Source organism: Bartonella ancashensis, assembly GCF_001281405.1.
Lineage (GTDB): Bacteria > Pseudomonadota > Alphaproteobacteria > Rhizobiales > Rhizobiaceae > Bartonella > Bartonella ancashensis.
On record NZ_CP010401.1, the window covers coordinates 1,339,715 to 1,359,610 of the forward strand.

Here is a 19,896-nt window from a genome sequence, read left to right on the forward strand (position 1 = left end):
TAGCGATTCATGAATAGATCTTACCTGTAACATAAATTGCATAAACACCTCTTCAAAAAACTTTTCCTGAAAAACTAACTTCTAACAATAAAAGCACAACAATTTCTCTACAAATACCCCCTCATCAAAAACAGAAATAGTATCTTTAGCTCAGTTCTTTCTTAGCAATTGCAGATTGTGCAGCTGCCAAACGTGCAATAGGTACCCGAAAAGGTGAGCATGAAACGTAATCCAAATTATTCTCTTCACACAGAGCAATAGAATGAGGATCACCTCCATGTTCGCCACAAATACCCAATTTAAGCGTCTCACGCCGAGAACGTCCACGCTGTGCAGCTAAAGAAATAAGCTCACCTACCCCATCACAATCAAGCGATACAAAAGGATCTTTTTTGAGAATTCCTTTTTGAAGATATGTTGCCAAAAATGGAGCAGCATCATCCCGTGAAATACCAAAAGTTGTTTGTGTCAAATCATTTGTGCCGAACGAAAAAAATTCCGCAGTTACTGCAATTTTGTCTGCTTGAAGAGCTGCTCTTGGAAGTTCAATCATCGTTCCAATTATATACTGAATATGCACTCCCTTTTCTTTCATCACTTCACTAGCAACATGATCAATGCAAGCTTTAACAAAATCCAATTCAGCTTTAAGAGCAATGAGTGGCACCATAATTTCGAGCATAACGGGAGCTCCAGAACTTTGAAATGCTTCTGCTGCTGCTTCAAAAATTGCTCGAGCTTGCATTTCTGCAATTTCAGGATAAGTAATAACTAGACGACACCCTCGCAACCCGAGCATAGGATTAAACTCGTGCAGTTGCTGAACACGTTCAGAAAGTACTTCCACAGAAATCCCCATAGCCACTGCAACATCGTGAATTTCTATTTCTGTTTTTGGCAAAAATTCATGCAAGGGAGGATCCAAAAGGCGAATAGTGACAGGTAAACCAGACATAATCTCAAATAACTCTGTAAAATCTGATCGCTGCATCGGCAAAAGCTTATCTAATGCCCTACGGCGTCCATCTTCATCGCTACTCAAAATCATCTCACGCATGGCGATAATACGCTCACCTGCAAAAAACATATGCTCAGTACGACAAAGACCAATACCTTCTGCTCCAAAAGAACGCCCCATACGTGCATCAGATGGAGTATCCGCATTGATGCGAATTTTCATTCGTCGCATTCCATCAGCCCACGCCATAAGCTTGGAAAAATCTCCACAAAGCTCCGGCTGCAACATCGCAACCTTTCCTTCTAAAATTTCTCCACTGCTACCATCAATAGTAATAATATCACCCTTCTGGAAGCTATGATCTGAAACAATCATTGTATTTGTTCTATAATCGATACGTATTCCCCCTGCACCAGCAACGCAAGGTTTTCCCATGCCACGTGCAACAACAGCAGCATGACTTGTCATACCACCACGCGTTGTCAAAATCCCTTCTGCAGCGTGCATACCATGAATGTCTTCTGGACTCGTCTCTATACGAACCAAAATAACCTTTCGCCCTTCTTTTGAAGCTATTTCTGCTTCATCTGAACTAAAAACAATTTCACCTGTTGCTGCACCTGGAGAAGCAGGTAAACCACGTGCAACGATAAAACGTTTTGCTTCAGGATCAAGAGTTGGATGCAAAAGCTGGTCAAGAGATTTTGGCTCAATCCGCATCACAGCTTCCTCACGACTGATCAATCCCTCTTCGACCATTTCGACTGCTATCTTTAAAGCTGCACGTGCTGTTCGTTTTCCAGAACGAGTTTGTAAAATCCATAATTTACCTTTTTCAATTGTAAATTCGAGATCTTGCATATCTCGATAATGCTGTTCAAGCCTATTTGCTATTTGACAAAATTCTTCAAAAGCTCTTGGCATAATTTTTTCTAATGATGGCTTAGATGAACCAGCAGCTAAACGAGCTGACTCCGTGATATTTTGTGGCGTACGAATACCTGCTACAACATCCTCACCCTGCGCGTTAATTAGAAACTCACCATACAGTTCTTTCTTTCCCGTAGAAGGGTTACGTGTAAATGCTACACCTGTCGCCGAATCCTCTCCCATATTACCAAATACCATGGCTTGTACATTAACCGCCGTCCCCCAATTTTCAGGAATAGCATGCAACCGACGGTAAGTGATTGCACGTGCTGTCATCCAACTAGAAAAAACTGCTCCGATCGCACCCCACAGCTGTTCTTCAGGATCTTGTGGAAAAGGCCTTCCCAATTTTATTTCAACACAATTTTTGTAAGAAGTTATGACACTTTTCCAATCATTTGCTGTCACCTCCGTATCAAAAGTATAACCGCTTTTAACCTTTACATCATCAAGAATATCTTCAAAAAATGAATGCTCTAGCCCTAAAACAACATTAGAATACATTTGGATAAAACGGCGATAACTGTCGTAAGCAAATCGTTCATTATTACTCTGCTTGGCAATGATCTCTACGGTTTCATCATTCATGCCGAGATTAAGAACTGTATCCATCATCCCTGGCATAGAAGCCCGAGACCCTGAACGAACAGAAAGTAATAGTGGTACCTTACTATGACCTAATTCACGTCCTGTTTGCTTACTTATACGCTCCAATGCCTTCCCGACAGCCTCTTTCAACCCTTCCGGATAGATTTTATCATGCGCATAATAAAAATTGCAAACCTCCGTCGTAATGGTGAAACCAGGTGGAACAGGTAGAGCAAGATTGCTCATTTCTGCTAAATTAGCTCCTTTACCACCGAGGAGATCCCGCTCATTAGCATTCCCTTCTGCACTACCATCGCCAAAAGCATAAACCCATTTCGTCACGGCACCAGCCTTTCTGTTATTATAAATATTAACACGTCGCATGATCTAGATTTATCGACTTTTATTATCAACGATAATATCTTTTAAAGAAAACTATCAATTATCGAGGAAAATTTATCCATTGACATTAAACCCTCGTATTTATAGCCATTAATGAAGAAAGTAGGGGTCGCCGTAACACCAAGTTCTCTTCCACGCTCAGCAGATGCATTAACTTCATCCAAAATGGATTGATTTTGTAAGCAAGAATCAAAACCCTCATCTGTAAGACCTGCCATAGAACCAATTTTTCTTAACGGCGTTAAAGCATCTTGTACCCAAGCCCACTCATTTTGTTTTTGGAATAGAACACTTATCAAAGGAAAGTAACGATCTTCCGGTACACACCGTGCCAACATAAAACCTGCCGTTGCCCGAGGATCAAAAGCAAAATCACGAAAAATAAGTCTCACTTTCCCTGTTTTAATGTATTTTTTACGAATCTCAGGAAGTATACTATTGTAAAAATCAGCGCAATGAACACATGTGAGTGATGCATATTCAACAATTACCACAGGTGCATTTACATCACCTTCAGATCTATCAGATACACCGCCTGATTGGAGCAGCTTGACCATATCCACCGCTGGAGCTGACCTCATCGCACCAGCAAAAGCTGTCGCCTCGTGAGAAAGCATAATCACAGAAAAAGTAAAAAAAACTCTGAAAAAAGAAAAAAAATGGCGATGGAACATAAAGAACACTTCTCTGTCGTTATTAAATGAAATAAGCACGATGCTTCCTCAGTGTACTAAAAAATATAAAAACACCCCGTTTATTATTTTTTTCTGCGAAAATGCAACATCCAAGTTCATAAAGTGATTGGCATAAAGTCTCATTTTCAATATTTTGCAGCATTTTTCTCACACGATTTTTGTCTTCTTCACTTATAGTTCTTGCCTTTTTCGAACTATCAATAACACTTACTATCTGTTTTTGTTCTATCTTTATGCGATTAATTGCAATATACCCAAAAAAACTATTAATTCGCTGAATCAACTCACTTATTTCATGCATTAACTTAGGTGCAAAAAAACTCTCACATGCTATAATGAGTGTAGCAGGATAAAAATCCTCATCCTGATGTAAACGACGGCTCCAAACAATTCTAAGCGGCATTGTGCACTCAGCGATATCACAGCCAACAATTTGCGACCAGTACTCCAAAAGCTTCACGCTAAGCCCTGTCCGTTTGCATAGAACTGGATCAAGCACACCAAAAACAGACTCAGAAAGAGAATAAAAATACCCCTGATGCTTCTTGTTCATCGTATCACTGAACATTTTGAAGATGCAATACCCTCTCTCTATACAAGCCCATTTCCCCCAACCATTAAACCTCATTAACGATTTAACTACCGCCATACATAAGCAGCACCCCAATAATTTCTGTTTAACACAGAAAGTAAATTACGAAAAATAATACCCCCTCTTTACATTTTATCCATTCTTGTGGTTAAAAACAACAATGGATGAGATTTCTTCACGCCTTCTTGCTTGGTATGACAAAAATCATCGCCTTTTGCCGTGGCGTGTTGCTCCTAAAAAACAAGCAACAAGAAATTTTCCAGATCCTTATAAAGTTTGGCTGTCCGAAATCATGCTCCAACAAACAACGGTTGAAGCCGTCAAGCCATATTTTAAAAAATTTATAAAATTTTGGCCTGATCTTGCATCTTTATCACTTACATCACAAGACGATATCATGAAAGCATGGGCTGGCCTTGGTTATTATTCCCGTGCACGTAATCTTAAAAATTGCGCTCACCAACTTATGGAAAATTATGAAGGAAAATTTCCACAATCCATGAAAATATTACGGACTTTGCCTGGAATTGGGGATTATACCGCAGCAGCAATTGCCGCTATTGCCTTCGGCCACCCTATCGCTGTTATTGATAGCAATGTTGAACGCATTGTAACCCGTCTATTTGCTATAGCTTCAATATTACCCAAAGCAAAACCTGAAATTAAAGAGAAAACACAAAAAATCACCCCCTTAAATCGCCCAGGAGATTTTGCACAGGCTATGATGGATCTGGGAGCAACGGTTTGTACACCCCGTAAACCATTGTGTCCAGCATGCCCTCTCGAAAATTTATGCGAAGCAAAAAAAATGCAGGTGGCAGAAAACTTTCCAGTAAAACCACCTAAAAAAGCGCAGCCCTCTAAAACTGGCGCCGCTTTTGTGATACTCAATACAAATAGGCAAATTTACTTAGAAAAACGATCCACTCAAAAATTGCTTAATGGAATGACACAGATTCCTAACAATATTGGATCAAACGATGAAAATGGAAAGCTTCATCCACCTTTCCCTACCAATTGGCAATTCAAAGGACAAATCAAACATATTTTTACCCATTTTTCCTTAAAACTTGATATATACTACACTGATAACATTGATGAATTAGATCTTGAAAATGGTTGGTGGTGTGATATCCATCAACTTGCCAATGAAGCTCTACCTACTGTCATGAAAAAAGCCATTGCTATGGCCATCCCCAATCTATTTAAACCAAAATAACTCCACCTTACATAGGAATTCAAAATAAGCAAAATCCAATCCTGTGATAGAAATAGGGATTCGACTAAAAATTTATGCAACACTAACCTTCAAAAATTGTGAACGCACAATTGTCCTCAAATTATCAATTGATTTCAATTGACCATTTTCTTCGTAATACCAAAATGTCCAGCCATTACAACTTTGCGCACCCTGCACTTTTCTCCCCACTGAATGAATGGACCCAGCCTCGCCACCGCATACAATAGTACCATCTACCCTAATAACAGCGGATACTCTCTTTTTCTTGTCATAAAGAACTTTTCCGGGGTGAAGTAAACCAGCTTCAAGCAAACTAGCAAATGCCACACGTGGCTCTTCTTTTTTTCCCTTTAAAATTTCTAACTCTGTTTCTGCTAAAGGTTGAACTGCAGCAATCCTTTTTAAAGCAGCATCAATGTAGCATTGCTCACGTTCAATACCTACAAAATTACGGCCTAAACGCTTTGCAACAGCGCCCGTTGTTCCTGAACCAAAAAATGGATCAAGGATGATATCTCCAGGCTTACTAGCAGCCAAAATAACACGTGCTAACAGTGTCTGTGGTTTTTGTGTTGGATGCAATTTACGTCCTTCTTCATCCTTTAGACGCTCAGAACCCGTACAAAGAGGGAAAAGCCAATCTGAACGCATTTGAACATCTTCATTTGCTGCTTTTAATGCATCATAATTAAACGTATATTTTTTGTCTTTTTGATCCCGAACTGCCCAAATGAGTGTCTCATGAGCATTTTGAAAACGACGTCCACGAAAATTAGGCATAGGATTATTTTTACGCCAAATAATATCATTCAGCATCCAAAAACCTAAATCCTGTAACATCGCACCAACACGAAAAATATTATGGTAAGATCCGATAACCCAAATAGTTCCATTGGGTTTTAAAACACGGCGACAAGCAAGCAACCAAGCACGCGTAAAGGCATCATAAGCAGCAAAACTTTCAAAATGATCCCACGCATCGTCAACCGCATCAACGAGCGAATGATCCGGACGATACAAAGCTCCCTCCAACTGCAAATTATAAGGAGGATCTGCAAAAATCATATCTACCGAATGTTTAGGAAGTTTCCCCAATGCTGCAACACAATCCCCTTTTAAAATACGATTGCACCATTTCTCCTGCACAGCAGTGTGAACAAAATCTTTTTTAAGATGAACAACTGTCATAAAATACTCAATAACATCAAAAAATTACCTACAATTAAGATGATTTAGGAACTGATATTGACAAAATAGGGTAAATGTATCGTTAAAATCTTGTAAAACTGATATCTGCTTTTCAAATTAGAAAATATAATGTGCCATGCGCAGTTATTTTTTATTTTTCTTTTCTTTGTTATATTATTCACATATTCTACACTCTGTATAACTTTTATAAAATCAACCTGGTAGAACATAACGCTTGTAAAACAAAAATCTTTCAACATTATTTTTATGTAAAATCTTCAACACTGATGACTATAAAGGAGTTTTTATGCCTCAGATTGATCTTATTATTTTTGATTGTGATGGAGTACTCGTAGACTCTGAATATCTCGTAGCAAAAATTGGATCGCAATTGCTGAAGGATATAAATTATGAAATATCTCCTGAGGAGTTAAGTGAGCGTTATGCAGGACTCATCTTTTCCGACATTCTCAAAAAAATTGAAAAAGAAACAGGAAGGCTCATTTCTGCAAACCTTATAGACAAAATGTCTACTCTTTTTTGCAAACAAATGAAAACTGATTTACGTGCTATCGACGGAATAGCGGAAGCAATAAAAAACATTAAATCTTCCTACCCCTACTGTATTTGTTCTAACTCAACAAGTGAAGATATAAAACAGATGCTTCTCACCGTTAATCTTTATAATTTCTTCGAAGATAAAATATTTTCTGCACCTGAAATGGGCACTAAAAAACCAAAACCTGCACCAGATATTTTCCTCTTTGCAGCGCAAAAACTATGCGTACATCCAAAAAACACTATCGTCATAGAAGATTCTCTTTACGGTGTACAAGCGGCAACGGCAGCGGGTATGCGTGTTATTGGATTTACAGGAGGATCTCACAGCTATCTAAACCACTCCAATGACCTTGTAGATTCTGGTGCGGAAACAGTTATTACTAAACATGCCCATTTACTGGAGGTTATAAAGGCAATGGAAACGTGGCAGGCTTCTTAAATCAAGAACACCTTATACGATACCAGCTTGTACAATCCCTCACCTAAAACATGGTATGTAAGTGGGTTTTGGAATGTGTGTAGTAAACCGATAGCGCATAAATTGTTTTTATACAGGATGTATAAATTCAAGTTTTTCGTGAAAAAATAATTATTGTTACAGATGATTTATATAGCGATAATCTTATTAATTACCTCCTGCGATCTATTCGCTATATTGTTGCATTTCATGATAAAATTTCGCCTGCTTACAGCTCTTATAGCTCACAAATGTTATTCCTAAATAACTTGATATGCTGTGGTAAAAACTCTACAAGCCTTTGCAACAACGGAAGAATCATGACCTTTCGAAATTGCGAATATTCTATCATTGATAGTGAAATACACTGATTTCAATCAAATATACTCCAATGCTCTTAATTTTATTGAGTACTTGGCTTTTTAGTGGAGTTGCAGATCTATGAGCATAAATATTAGCCATTTGAGTAATGGTTTAACCGTAGCAACATGCACGATGCAACATATCGACAGTGTAGCACTCGGGATATGGGTAAAAGTCGGCTCACGCAACGAAACTTCTACACAACATGGAATCGCTCATATGCTTGAACATATGGCATTTAAGGGAACAGAAAACCGGACAGCGTTCAGTATTGCAGCTGATATTGAAAATGTTGGTGGAGAAATCAATGCTACCACCAGTATTGAAACCACTTCCTATTTTGCACGTGTTCTCAAAAATGATGTTCCTCTTGCTATTGATATTCTATCTGACATCATGACATGTTCAAAGTTTGATGATGATGAATTGGAAAGAGAAAAAAAAGTTGTCCTGCAAGAAATCAGTGCAGCTTATGATGCACCTGATGATATCATTTTTGATCACTTCACTGAAACAGCCTTTCATCATCAGCCTCTTGGTCGCTCTATTTTGGGAACATCTCAAACTGTTCAATCTTTCACATCAAGTGATCTTCATAGCTTCATGAGTACACAGTATAGTGCAGACCGTATGATCGTGGTTGCAGCAGGAGCCGTACAACATGAAATTTTTTTGCGTGAAGTGGAACACCGTCTTGGTAATTTTTGTCCTCACTCGACAACTATCCCTATTGATGTTGCCCACTACACCGGTGGTGATTTTCGTGAATCTCGAAACTTAATGGATACACAAATCCTTCTCGGTTTTGAAGGAATTCCTTACCACACACATGACTTCTATACAGCTCAAATTCTTTCAACTATCCTGGGGGGAGGTATGTCATCGCGTCTATTCCAGGAGATAAGAGAAAAACGTGGGCTATGCTACTCAATTTGCGCCTTTCATTGGGGCTTTTCAGACAGCGGACTTTTCGGCATTCATGCCGCAACTGGACAAGAAGGATTAAAAACGCTCATACCTATCATTCTCAATGAGCTATCCAACATAAGCAAAAATATCGATGAAAAAGAACTGCAACGCGCATTAGCGCAGTACCGTGCAAATCTCATAATGTCGCAAGAAAATCCCGTCAGTCAAGCACATTTCATTGCTCGACAGATACTTCTTCATGGCCGACCAATTCCAATCTCTGAAACGATGACTCTTTTGAACCTTATAACACCACAACGAACCGTAGAATTAGCAAATCGTCTCTTTACAAACTCTACCCCAACATTAGCAGCCATTGGCCCTATAAAATCTCTTATCAGTTTTAATAATCTAGTATCAGCTCTTTCTGCTAGCAGCATTCCTTCTTCTTCAGCAAAAAAGCTTCTCAAAGAAAACCCTTCAGAAACTTAAGGCCGTACCACTGTAGATAGCCAAAGCAACTTGAAACGCAGATCATTTAATAAAATACATATATCCCAGAATGAAAATTAACGCGAAAGCTTTTACCATTAAATAAACTTAGGAAATATTCACCAAAACAATTCGTGAAACTACCAAATAAACGCTTCATATGATAAAAAGATCGAATGAAATGATAATTGTATGAAATCCGAAAACAGGTGATTTAATTTTGCTTCCTACAAAATAGGATACTACTTTAGCTTTTTCTGTGCTGCTAAAATAGTAGTGCATTTTTGTTTTAGTGTAAAATTTGTCACCTTTTTGAATAGTTAACTGCTTTTTGTGAAAAATTGTAAAATGATTCTATCTCTGCAAAAGATAAACTTAAAATTGAACAGCCTACAAAAACTAAATGTACGAAATCTGCAAAAAGTGGCCAATATCACTTTTATCGTAGTAATGTGTCTTTTAGGTTTTCTTTCATCAGCACAAGCGATCGAACCTGTTAAAATATCTTCTCAAGATAAAGCAATTGACTTATCAAAAGCGATTGAAATTCACCGCACAAACAGCTCTATTTTTCAAACCAGCACAGCGCCAGGACCAGACGGCATCATCTGGCGTATTGAAGTGCAGGCCAACAATAAAAATTTTTCCGGTAATTGGGCGGTATTTTCTTTAGCAAATCCAACAAGTGAACAAGTTGATCGACTCATCGTTGCACCTCACTACCGCGTAGCTAACTCAGGATTCCTTTGGCCAGATCTTGGATCAGCGCGTATCCAATCTATCACTCCGAGTGAAGGATTTTCACTTGATCGCCAATCAAGTGCAAATGCAGATGTCTTCCGCATTACACTCAATCCAGGTTCTGTTATTACATTTGTTGCAGAACTCGATTCTGATAATCTGCCACAAATTTATTTATGGGAACCTGAGATATATAAAGACACTATTAATGCTTACACACTCTACCATGGAATCCTATTAGGTATATCAGGTCTCTTAGCTCTTTTGCTAACTGTTTTATTCGTTATTCGAGGAACAGGACTTTTTCCAGCAACCGCTGCTTTTGCTTGGGCTGTCCTTTTTTATATTGGTATTGATTTTAATTTCTTAAACAAAATTTTTGCAATCACAACAATAATAGAACCGGTTTGGCGAGCTGGTACAGAAATTGCGCTTGCTGCAACAATTTTCATATTTCTTTTTGTTTATTTGCGTCTTAATCGCTGGCATTATCACTTCAATTATGGTGCTGTTGCGTGGGTTGTAGCATTTTGCGGCTTGGGAGCAATGGCTATTTATGACCCGATAAAAGCAGCTGGTATTGCCCGCTTATCGTTTGGCCTTACAACTGTACTCGGTATTCTCTTAATTGGCTATTTTTCCATTCGCCAATATGATCGAGCGATTATGCTTATTCCAGCATGGTTACTCATAAGCTTTTGGTCATTCGGATCCTATGTAAGCATAGCAGGACACTTAGATAATAACATTATACAACCAGCTTTAGCAGGAGGATTAGTACTTATCGTTCTTATCATAAGCTTTACTGTCATGCAGCAAACCTTCTCTAATGAAACCTTTCACGAAGGCATCCTCTCTGACCTCGAACGACAAGCACTTGCTGCAAGAGGTGCTGGAAACGTTATTTGGGACTGGGATGTTGAACGTGACCGTATCACCATTCATCCGGATATAACAACTATCTTTGGCACCAATATCTGTAAAACTAATGGCACCATGCATAGCTGGATTTCAGCCCTACATCATGATGACCGTGAACGCTTTCAAGCTGTATTAGACAGTATTCTTAAAAATAAAAATGGGCGCATTGATCAAATTTTGAGGTTATCTTCCGATGATAGCTACTACCATTGGTTTTCGCTTCGTGCGCGCCCAGCTATTCAAAAAGATGGAAAAGTTACTCGCGTCATCGGAACCATCGTTAACATCACCAATCACAAAAAAGCTGAAGAACGTCTCTTGTATGATGCAATTCATGATAATTTAACAGGTCTCCCCAATCAGCAAATTTTCTTTGATAGACTCCAAAATTACACTGCTCTGGCTAAAACAAATATAAAAATTAGACCAACTGTTCTCATGATTGATTTTGATAACTTTCGTCAAATTAACCAGAAATTTGGTATAGCTATCGGAGACACTGTATTGCTAATTATCGCACGTCGTTTAAACCGTCTCATTAATATTCAAGACACCTTATCGCGACTTTCTGCAGACCGTTTTGCAATTATCTTACTCAGTGAGACTGAAACAGAAAAGATTGCAACATTCGTGAATCACCTACACAAAGTAATCTCAGCACCTATTGAAATTTCAGAAAAGAAAATAATCCTCTCAACATCTATTGGACTTGTCATGTGGAATGCAAACAGATCAACGGCTGAAGACATTCTCAGTGATGGTGAGTTAGCGATGATACAAGCAAAACAAAAAGGTGGTAATCACATTGAACCTTTTAGTCCTCACCTTCGCAATTTAGATCTCGGATACAACAATATAGAACACGATATTCACCACGCTATCAAACATGATGAAATGAAAATCCTTTACCAACCTATTTTGAATTTATCAGATGGGAAAATTATTGGTTTTGAAGCTATTCTGAAATGGCATCACCCAAATTATGGACGCCTAAACGCTTATGACTTTGTTAAAATTGCAAAAAGCGAAAAAGTCATCATGGACCTAACTCAATTTGTTATCAATGAGGCCATCAACAACCTCATGCATATACAAGAGAAATGTTCCCAGCAATCTTTCTTCATTTCGATTAATTTACTGAGCACGGAAATGATACACCCTGAATTTGTAAGTCAATTACGATCCACTTTTCTTCGTAATCCACTTAGTGAAAATTGCTTAGTAATTGAAATCCCTGAATCCGTCTTGAGAGAAAATCCTGAACAATCAGCTCATTTTCTTGAGCAAATAAAATCATTGGGTGTTAATCTTGCTCTTGATAACTTTGGAACGGGATATTCATCACTCACTCACCTTGTTCGTTATCCATTTGATATGATTAAGTTGGATCGTTCACTTATTTCTGTCGATTCTCCTGAGAAAAAGATCGTTCTCAAATCAATCATCAACATAGCCTCTGACCTTAACTTGCAGATTATCGCAGAAGGTGTCGAGAGCGAAAGAGATGCTATATTTTTACGAAAAGAAGGATGCAAATACGTTCAAAGCACAACCATAACAAAACCAGTCACAATTGAAGCACTGATCGCTCTCGTTCAAAAACACTTCTCTTACAATGCTTAAAACATTCTTACAATGCCTAAAACATCAGGCAGTGGAACCGACAAAAAATAAAAAGGAAAAAAGACTGAGATGTCTACGCGTGCCCCACTTCTGAAACAAGATAAACTGGATTAATTCCCATACGAGTGAAGCATTCATCATACTTTTTACTTAAGTCACTTTCAAAAAGAAAATCAAGAGATACAGAACTAATCAACCAACCATTAGCAGAAATTTCAGTTTCAAGCTGTCCTGCTTCCCACCTAGCATAACCTAAGGCAACAAGTGCATGCCGAGGCCCATCTTCACAACTAATCGCCTTTAATATATCAACAGTCGCGGTGAGGCAGACTCCGCCTGCGACAGGAACAGTTGCCTCACAACAATAATCATCCGAATGCAGAACAAAACCACGAGAAGGATCAACAGGCCCACCATAGAGCACTGGAAAATTTTTTATCGATTCGGCAAGATCATCCTTTTTTTCTCGTTCAATTACCCCAATTTGTAATAAAAGCTCTAGAAAATTGATATTATGCAACTGATTAAGAATGATGCCCATCGCACCAGCGTCAGAATGAGCACAAACATAAATAACAGAGCGAACAAAGCGTTTGTCATCCATTCCAGGCATTGCTATAAGCAGCTGCCCGTTCAAAAACCCACTACACTTTTCCAATGACTTAAGATTCTCCATAGGCTAAATGCTAAACTTCAATGAAAAAAGTACAAGAAAAAAATAAAACATCGATGAAAAAATTACACATATTCTTTAATTCTAAAAAAAAGATCTCGTTGTATAATAAAGCTATTCTTATAGCTTTAATCTTAATATATGCATTTCTAAAATTATTAATTCCCACTGCTAATGCTCAAGAAAAAAAAGAAACATTCCTTATTTCAACACCTTGGAACGAATCAGAAGGTGGTCGTGTTAGATTAGCTGTAACGAAACCTTCTGCCTCCAAAGAAAGACATGGGATAATTGAAATCCTACTTAAACCGATGTGGAAAACCTATTGGCGTAATCCAGGAAATTCGGGAATTGTGCCATTTTTTCATTTTGACCAGAAGGTTTCTTATGAAATTTTTTACCCTACACCACAGCTTTATGAAATGGAAAATGACTGGTCGTTCGGTTACACCGATGCAGTTACCTTACCTTTTAGTGTTTTAGGTTCAGACGATAATCTCAGTGGTTCTTTGACTATTGGAATTTGTAATAAACTCTGTATTCCTTTAACTATCAATTTTAATTTTTCTTCGTTTTACGGGGAAAATATATACATTCCCTCATCCTTACTTAAAAATGCTCAATCTACTTTACCCAGACACATACAACACAACAAAGAAATAATAAATGCTAAAAGAGACCGAAATTCGCTTCTCATAACAATACGCAAGAATGCAAAAAATACGCCTTTGTCTCTTTTTTTAGATGGAGGAGAAATGCAAATTGGACCAGCAAAAAAAATAACAGACCATGAAAAATACACATTTTTCAGCGCTCCTATATATTTTGCGCCAAATGAAAAAAGTAAAACCGTCTTTTATACAATCTCTTCTGAAGATTATTCCTTCAGTGGAGAATTTACAATAAATTAGATTACAATATTTAAGTATAGGGATCCTTCCCAAAATACCCATTTTGGCGATATTCAGTGATTGCTCTACGTGCAAGCTCATCTGCACGCTCATTATCTGGGTGACCGACATGTCCCTTGATCCAATGCCATCGCACATTATGACGGGAACGAGCATCATCCAGAGCTTGCCACAACTCTACATTTTTTACAGAATTTTTTGATGTAGTGCGCCAATTATTCTTTTTCCAATTCTCAAGCCATGTGGTAGTACCATTACGCACGTAAACTGAATCTGTGTAAAGATCTACAGAGCAAGGCTCTTTGAGAGCATTTAATGCACAAATCGCTGCCATCAATTCCATCTGATTATTGGTTGTGTGCTCCCTTCCACCATATAACTCACGTTCATGGCCATTCCAGCGTAAAACTACACCCCACCCCCCAGGTCCAGGATTTCCTGAACAGGCACCATCTGTATAAATTTCAACGATCTTTTTCTGATCTAACATAGAATCAAATACCTAGCTCAATCCACGACGACATATTACTGAAAAATTACTTCTTTATTCGCATTTTCAATTAGCTTTTCTCAGTATCAAAACAATATACTGAATATCTGAATAAAAAATTTTAGAATCCCATCATATTCTGCGCCGTAATTAAATTACATGAAAAGTGTTTCTGTGGTTAAAAATTTCATTTTACAATATAGAATTGGACTAAATCCGCCACACTTTACAGCAGCAGCATGTTTTCATTTCTCATTTTATGAAATTTCACAAAACAAATCAAAAATAACGGAATTCGTGTAAACTGAAAAAACACACAGAACTAAAATAGAGCTTTCACTAGTATTTTAGCCTCATTACAGGATCATACTGAAGTGTAAGAATAAGCGTATCTCAACACCACACTCTCTACTTTGAAATAGTAATTATACCAATTTCTAAGAAATCTAACCAATCTTCGCAAGTATTACTTTTCTTATACTTTACCCATTAATGCATCAGCACTACTATTCTTCTGCACATCAGTATATCCATTTACAAATTCCATATCTTGAGGCGTCAAAGTAACATCACGCAATTCACGATTAACTAAAAATTCTTGTGTTTCTTCCCCATTTTCAATCAATTCTATTGTAATACTATAGCGCTTACGAAAAGCCTCAATAACTTCATCAGTAATAATCTCGGGAGCAGATGCTCCGGCTGAAAGACCTACGACTGAAAGGTTTTTCAAGTTGTCAAAGTCAATTTCATCAGCACGTTGCACCAAAATAGACTGTCGTGCACCAAACCTCCTGGCAACTTCCACTAAACGCTGCGAATTGGAAGAATTTGGCGCTCCAACAATTATGAATAAATCACTCCCTAATGCTGCTTCTTTAACAGCATTTTGCCGATTTGTAGTAGCATAGCAAATTGATTCAGCTGTCGGCATCTCCAATGCAGGAAAACGCCTTTTCAGCACATCTACAATCTCTCTCGTATCCTCAACAGAAAGTGTCGTTTGCGTTACAAATCCTAATTTATCAGGATTCTCTGGTTGATAATGCAAAGCATCTTCTACTGTCTCAATTAACGTAACAGTCCCTTCTTCAAGTTGTCCCATAGTCCCCACTACTTCAGGATGACCGGAGTGACCAATCAAAATAACATGACAGCCACGACGCTGATGTCTTACTGCTTGTTTATGAACTTTAGAAACTAACGGACATGTTGCATCCAGGTAAAACAAATTATGATGATGAGCTTCTTCTACAACAGATTTTGGAACACCGTGAGCAGAAAAAATAACAGGTCGACCATAATATTTTTCTGGAATTTCACTAAGTTCTTCAATGAAAATGGCCCCTCTCTCCCGCAACCCTTCAACTACATAACGGTTATGCACAATTTCATGACGTACATACACCGGAGCACCATACTTTTTTAGTGCCAAGATGACAATCTGAATAGCACGATCAACCCCAGCACAAAAACCCCGTGGATTGCATAGACGTATTGTCAACGAAGGGAGTACAGACATCTTTCACCTCCAGTATCCGTGTTTTTTGTGTATTTTTGTGTATCTGCGCACACCGGCGCCCGACTATACACTCACAATCACAAAAAAGATAGGAATATTTTCTTCCTACAGATCAAAAATACGTTTTTCTATGCAACTACCACTGAGCCACTAATTAGCAGCACAGTTTTCAATATTTTTTTCCTCTACTTTGTCAAGCTAAATAACGATAGATTAAAAATTCAATTAAAAGAACTCCAAATAATGCACCTAAATAAAGCAGTGAGAAAAAAACATTTTTCTTGCCATACGAATCATTTCATCTTGCGTACAAGCATTCCATAAACGATAGGCTCGATAAGTAAAAGTACCACTTAAAATTACTGCAAAAATACCGTAACCTCTTCCTGCAAAACCTGTCACATAAGGTCCAACAGCGCATATTGCCGTCAAAATAGAATAGACTAAAATTTGTTTCCTTGTCGAACGCTCTCCCCGCACATTCGGCATCATAGGAATACCCGCAGCTTCGTAATCACTTGATGAAAATAGAGAAAGAGCCCAAAAATGCGGTGGGGTCCACATAAAAATGATTAAGAACAATAAAAAACTATCAATAGACACCGATCCTGTCGCAACTGACCACCCAATCATTGGAGGAAAAGCTCCCGCTGCGCCACCAATAACAATATTTTGCGGTGTTATACGTTTTAACCAAATTGTATAGATAGCAACGTAAAAGAAAATCGAAAAAGCAAGAAAAATTGCTGAAAACCAATTAATGACAATCCCCATAACAAAAACTGAGAGGATAGAAAGAATAAATCCGAAAACAAATGCTCGTACAGAACTAATTTTACCACTAGGGATAGGACGCTTTTGGGTACGTTTCATCACTGCATCGATATCCGCCTCATACCACATATTTAAAGCTCCTGCACTTCCTCCCCCCACAGCGATACATAGAATTGCAATAAAGCCATACAATGGATCTACAGAAATAGGTGCCACTACCAATCCAACTAAAGCTGTAAAAACGACCAGTAGCATAACCCTCGGTTTTAACAATGTAATATAATCAAAAACACCACCTCCTTGCGGAATTAATCCATCATTTTTGGACAATAATTTTTCTGAGATAGACATATCGCTGAAGTACCCTTTATTCGTATCATTCCACCCAGCACTTAAAGACTCATCCCAATCTATGGGGAAGAGGATGATTAATGATACACTGTTTTTAAAAATATTGCTTCAATAATTCTCATTCTAAATGAGATAAAATAACTTTAAAATAGAGTATATTTTAATTCAAATACTCGTCTTTCAACATAAATTACCGCACTACAAAATAAAACATATTCCACAAAATATGAAAAATATGCTTGAAAAATCTTATTTTTGTAAAATAATGCCTTCTCACACTTTATATCTTTACGCGTTCAGTATACTAGTTTCTTTGTGAGCAATTCAAAAGAGTAATTTTTGGAAAAACCTATACGTAGATTCTAGTGACAATGTTGGATAAAATTTTTCATGGTACACTATCAAATACATCAAAAAATATCCTTTCTTAGTGCTTTTGTTTGCACGTTTTTTAGCATTTTTTCTGGTCACTCTGTTGCGCAAATATCTAGTGCGCACGATACCCCCGCCCCACAAATTTACGGTACGTGGACAAAAGTTTGTTCTCTGCCACCTGGCACACCTAATATGCAATGTGAAATTGTACAAGATATTCGTATACAGGAACGCCAAGATATCACTTTCCGTGTTATCTTTTATAAGCTACCTAAAAACCAAGGAACTTTGATGCGTGTCTTTGTCCCTATTCGGGTTGAATTACGTCCTGGCATTGCTGTTGAAATTGATAATACGGATATAGGGACATTAGAGTATCGCCGTTGCTTAGGTGATCATTGTGTAGCTGAAACTCTCTTAAGTGATAATCTGTTTCAGTACTTTTTAAAAGGAAAAACAGCAACATATACCATCTTTATAACTCCTGAACAAAAAATTGGCGGTCTCATCAACCTTCATGGTCTGACTGAAGCCTACAAGAACTTGCCGTAATGACAAAAGATTGCTCATAAACTATAGGCTCTTTGTACAGCTAATAAACCTTTTTGATAAAATTCTTCTAGAAATAGGTCCTTCTGAATCGTCGATAAAATAGGGTAATAACCATGAAATCTCTGATCGATCACTTTGATATTGCTCCATCCAAGGTGCAAGAGCTCGTAAAAGAAACGCTTCACAAGGCTGATGACGGCGAACTTTACCTTGAATACACAGAAAGTGAAGAACTTTTATTTGACAATGGTCGTCTTAAAAACGGTTCGTTCCATCAAGATACAGGATTTGGTCTACGCGTTGTATCTGAAGAAGCAACAGGATATGCTCATTCTGGAGAGCTTTCTGTTGCTGCTCTAAAACGTGCTAGTGAAGCTTCTAAAGCAGTCCTTTATCATAATTGTGTGGGATCTTATAAAGCTACACCTCAACAAATGAATCGAAAGCTCTACCAATCAATTAATCCTCTTGAAACACCGTCATTTGAAGAAAAAAATAAACTTTTGCGAGATATTGATGCCTATCTACGTGAAAAAAATGACAAAGTGCACCAAGTGACAATATCTCTTTCTGGGTTATTTCAGCATGTTGAAATTTTGCGTGCTGATGGACAGCTCGTCCGTGACATCCGCCCTCTTGTAAGGCTTTCCATATCTGTAATAATTACCAATGGCAACAGGCATGAAAGTGGATTTTATGGATGTGGTGGACGACAAGCATTTAATCAATTTATTAATGAAGCAAACTGGAAAATAGTAGCTGATGAAGCGCTCCGTATGGCTCTGGTGAATTTGGAAGCAAAACCCGCACCGGCAGGAACATTTGATATTGTCTTAGCTAATGGCTGGCCGGGAGTTATGCTGCATGAAGCTGTCGGTCATGGTTTAGAGGGTGATTTTAATCGAAAAAAAACATCTGCTTTTTCTGAATTATTAGGTCAACAAGTTGCAGCAAAAGATGTAACAATCATTGACGATGGCACCATCCCTCAACGTCGTGGTTCAATTACTATCGATGATGAAGGAACTCCATCAAAACAAAATGTTCTGATTGAAAATGGCAAATTAGTCGGTTTTATGCAAGATAGGTTGAACGCACGACTCATGGGAATGAGTTTGACTGGAAATGGGCGGCGTGAATCTTATGAACATACACCAATACCGCGAATGACAAATACAATGATGCTAAGTGGTGATAAAACACCTGAAGAAATTTTATCATCTCTTAAGAATGGTATTTATGCCGTTTCATTTGGTGGTGGACAAGTTGATATTACCTCTGGAAAATTTGTATTTGAATGTACCGAAGCTTACAGGATAGAAAATGGAAAAATTACAACACCTATCAAAGGTGCTACCCTCATTGGTAATGGACCAGAAGCAATGAAACGTATCACAATGGTTGGAAATGATAGTAAATTAGATAATGGCATAGGTATGTGCGGAAAAGCAGGACAGAACGTTCCCGTTGGTGTTGGACAACCTCACCTTAGGATGAATAATATGACAATTGGTGGAACAGAGGTTTCATAAGGTAGATAATAAAAAATTCTGAGAAGTTTTTTATTCATGTTTTTCTCAAAAGCCAT

14 protein-coding genes and 1 pseudogene are annotated in these 19,896 nt (G+C 38.0%); 7 read left to right on the top strand and 8 right to left on the bottom strand.

Annotated features, from left to right (window positions below; translation table 11 throughout):
• Window positions 1-145: 145 nt before the first annotated feature.
• The 3 genes from ppdK to PU02_RS05910 form a co-directional block, all read right to left on the bottom strand.
• Window positions 146-2,818: a pyruvate, phosphate dikinase gene (gene ppdK, locus PU02_RS05900; RefSeq protein WP_053944686.1), complete on the bottom strand. Its 2,673-nt coding sequence runs from the start codon at window positions 2,816-2,818 to the stop codon at window positions 146-148.
• Between the two features lie 83 nt (window positions 2,819-2,901).
• Window positions 2,902-3,495 (bottom strand): DsbA family protein, encoded by a 594-nt coding sequence (locus tag PU02_RS05905; protein WP_236824045.1) that lies wholly within the window; start codon window positions 3,493-3,495, stop codon window positions 2,902-2,904.
• A 79-nt stretch (window positions 3,496-3,574) separates the two neighbouring features.
• Window positions 3,575-4,126 (bottom strand): DUF721 domain-containing protein, encoded by a 552-nt coding sequence (locus tag PU02_RS05910; RefSeq protein ID WP_053944495.1) that lies wholly within the window; start codon window positions 4,124-4,126, stop codon window positions 3,575-3,577.
• A 199-nt stretch (window positions 4,127-4,325) separates the two neighbouring features.
• On the opposite strand from PU02_RS05910, the gene mutY reads away from it, so the two are divergent.
• Entirely contained in the window at window positions 4,326-5,384 is a 1,059-nt protein-coding gene (gene mutY, locus PU02_RS05915; protein ID WP_053944496.1) for an A/G-specific adenine glycosylase, read from the top strand.
• Between the two features lie 72 nt (window positions 5,385-5,456).
• On the opposite strand, the gene PU02_RS05920 is transcribed toward mutY, so the two are convergent.
• The gene (locus tag PU02_RS05920) at window positions 5,457-6,593 is read right to left on the bottom strand and encodes a site-specific DNA-methyltransferase (protein ID WP_053944497.1); all 1,137 of its coding nucleotides are present in this window, start codon (window positions 6,591-6,593) and stop codon (window positions 5,457-5,459) included.
• 307 nt (window positions 6,594-6,900) lie between these two features.
• On the opposite strand from PU02_RS05920, the gene PU02_RS05925 reads away from it, so the two are divergent.
• The 3 genes from PU02_RS05925 (at window position 6,901) to PU02_RS05935 (ending at window position 12,660) form a co-directional block, all read left to right on the top strand.
• A complete protein-coding gene (locus tag PU02_RS05925; RefSeq protein WP_053944498.1) occupies window positions 6,901-7,593 on the top strand; it encodes an HAD family hydrolase in 693 nt (230 codons plus the stop codon).
• Window positions 7,594-8,052: 459 nt separating this feature from the next.
• Window positions 8,053-9,375 carry a M16 family metallopeptidase gene (locus PU02_RS05930; protein ID WP_053944499.1) on the top strand — a complete coding sequence of 441 codons (1,323 nt, stop codon included), beginning with the start codon at window positions 8,053-8,055 and terminating at the stop codon, window positions 9,373-9,375.
• Window positions 9,376-9,825: 450 nt separating this feature from the next.
• Window positions 9,826-12,660, top strand: a complete 2,835-nt coding sequence (locus PU02_RS05935; protein ID WP_414947419.1) for an EAL domain-containing protein — start codon at window positions 9,826-9,828, stop codon at window positions 12,658-12,660.
• Between the two features lie 73 nt (window positions 12,661-12,733).
• Here PU02_RS05935 and PU02_RS05940 read toward each other — a convergent pair whose 3' ends face one another.
• The gene (locus PU02_RS05940) at window positions 12,734-13,336 is read right to left on the bottom strand and encodes a YqgE/AlgH family protein (protein WP_414947402.1); all 603 of its coding nucleotides are present in this window, start codon (window positions 13,334-13,336) and stop codon (window positions 12,734-12,736) included.
• A gap of 20 nt (window positions 13,337-13,356) precedes the next feature.
• Between PU02_RS05940 and PU02_RS05945 the strand changes: the two genes are divergently transcribed.
• A complete protein-coding gene (locus PU02_RS05945) occupies window positions 13,357-14,244 on the top strand; it encodes a protein-disulfide reductase DsbD domain-containing protein (protein WP_335337470.1) in 888 nt (295 codons plus the stop codon).
• A 10-nt stretch (window positions 14,245-14,254) separates the two neighbouring features.
• Here the strand turns inward: PU02_RS05945 and rnhA are convergent, their stop codons facing one another.
• From rnhA to cyoE, 3 genes and pseudogenes are all read right to left on the bottom strand, one after another.
• Window positions 14,255-14,734, bottom strand: coding sequence for a ribonuclease HI (rnhA, locus tag PU02_RS05950; RefSeq protein ID WP_053944503.1), 480 nt, complete (start codon window positions 14,732-14,734; stop codon window positions 14,255-14,257).
• A gap of 475 nt (window positions 14,735-15,209) precedes the next feature.
• Window positions 15,210-16,256 (bottom strand): 4-hydroxy-3-methylbut-2-enyl diphosphate reductase, encoded by a 1,047-nt coding sequence (gene ispH / locus PU02_RS05955; RefSeq protein WP_053944504.1) that lies wholly within the window; start codon window positions 16,254-16,256, stop codon window positions 15,210-15,212.
• Window positions 16,257-16,449: 193 nt separating this feature from the next.
• Window positions 16,450-17,381: pseudogene (cyoE, locus tag PU02_RS05960) on the bottom strand (heme o synthase).
• A 390-nt stretch (window positions 17,382-17,771) separates the two neighbouring features.
• Here cyoE and PU02_RS05965 point away from each other — a divergent pair.
• On the top strand, window positions 17,772-18,308 hold the full coding sequence (locus PU02_RS05965; protein ID WP_053944505.1) for an invasion associated locus B family protein: 537 nt from the start codon (window positions 17,772-17,774) through the stop codon (window positions 18,306-18,308).
• A 113-nt stretch (window positions 18,309-18,421) separates the two neighbouring features.
• Entirely contained in the window at window positions 18,422-19,840 is a 1,419-nt protein-coding gene (gene tldD, locus PU02_RS05970) for a metalloprotease TldD (RefSeq protein ID WP_053944506.1), read from the top strand.
• The last annotated feature ends 56 nt before the right edge of the window (window positions 19,841-19,896 follow it).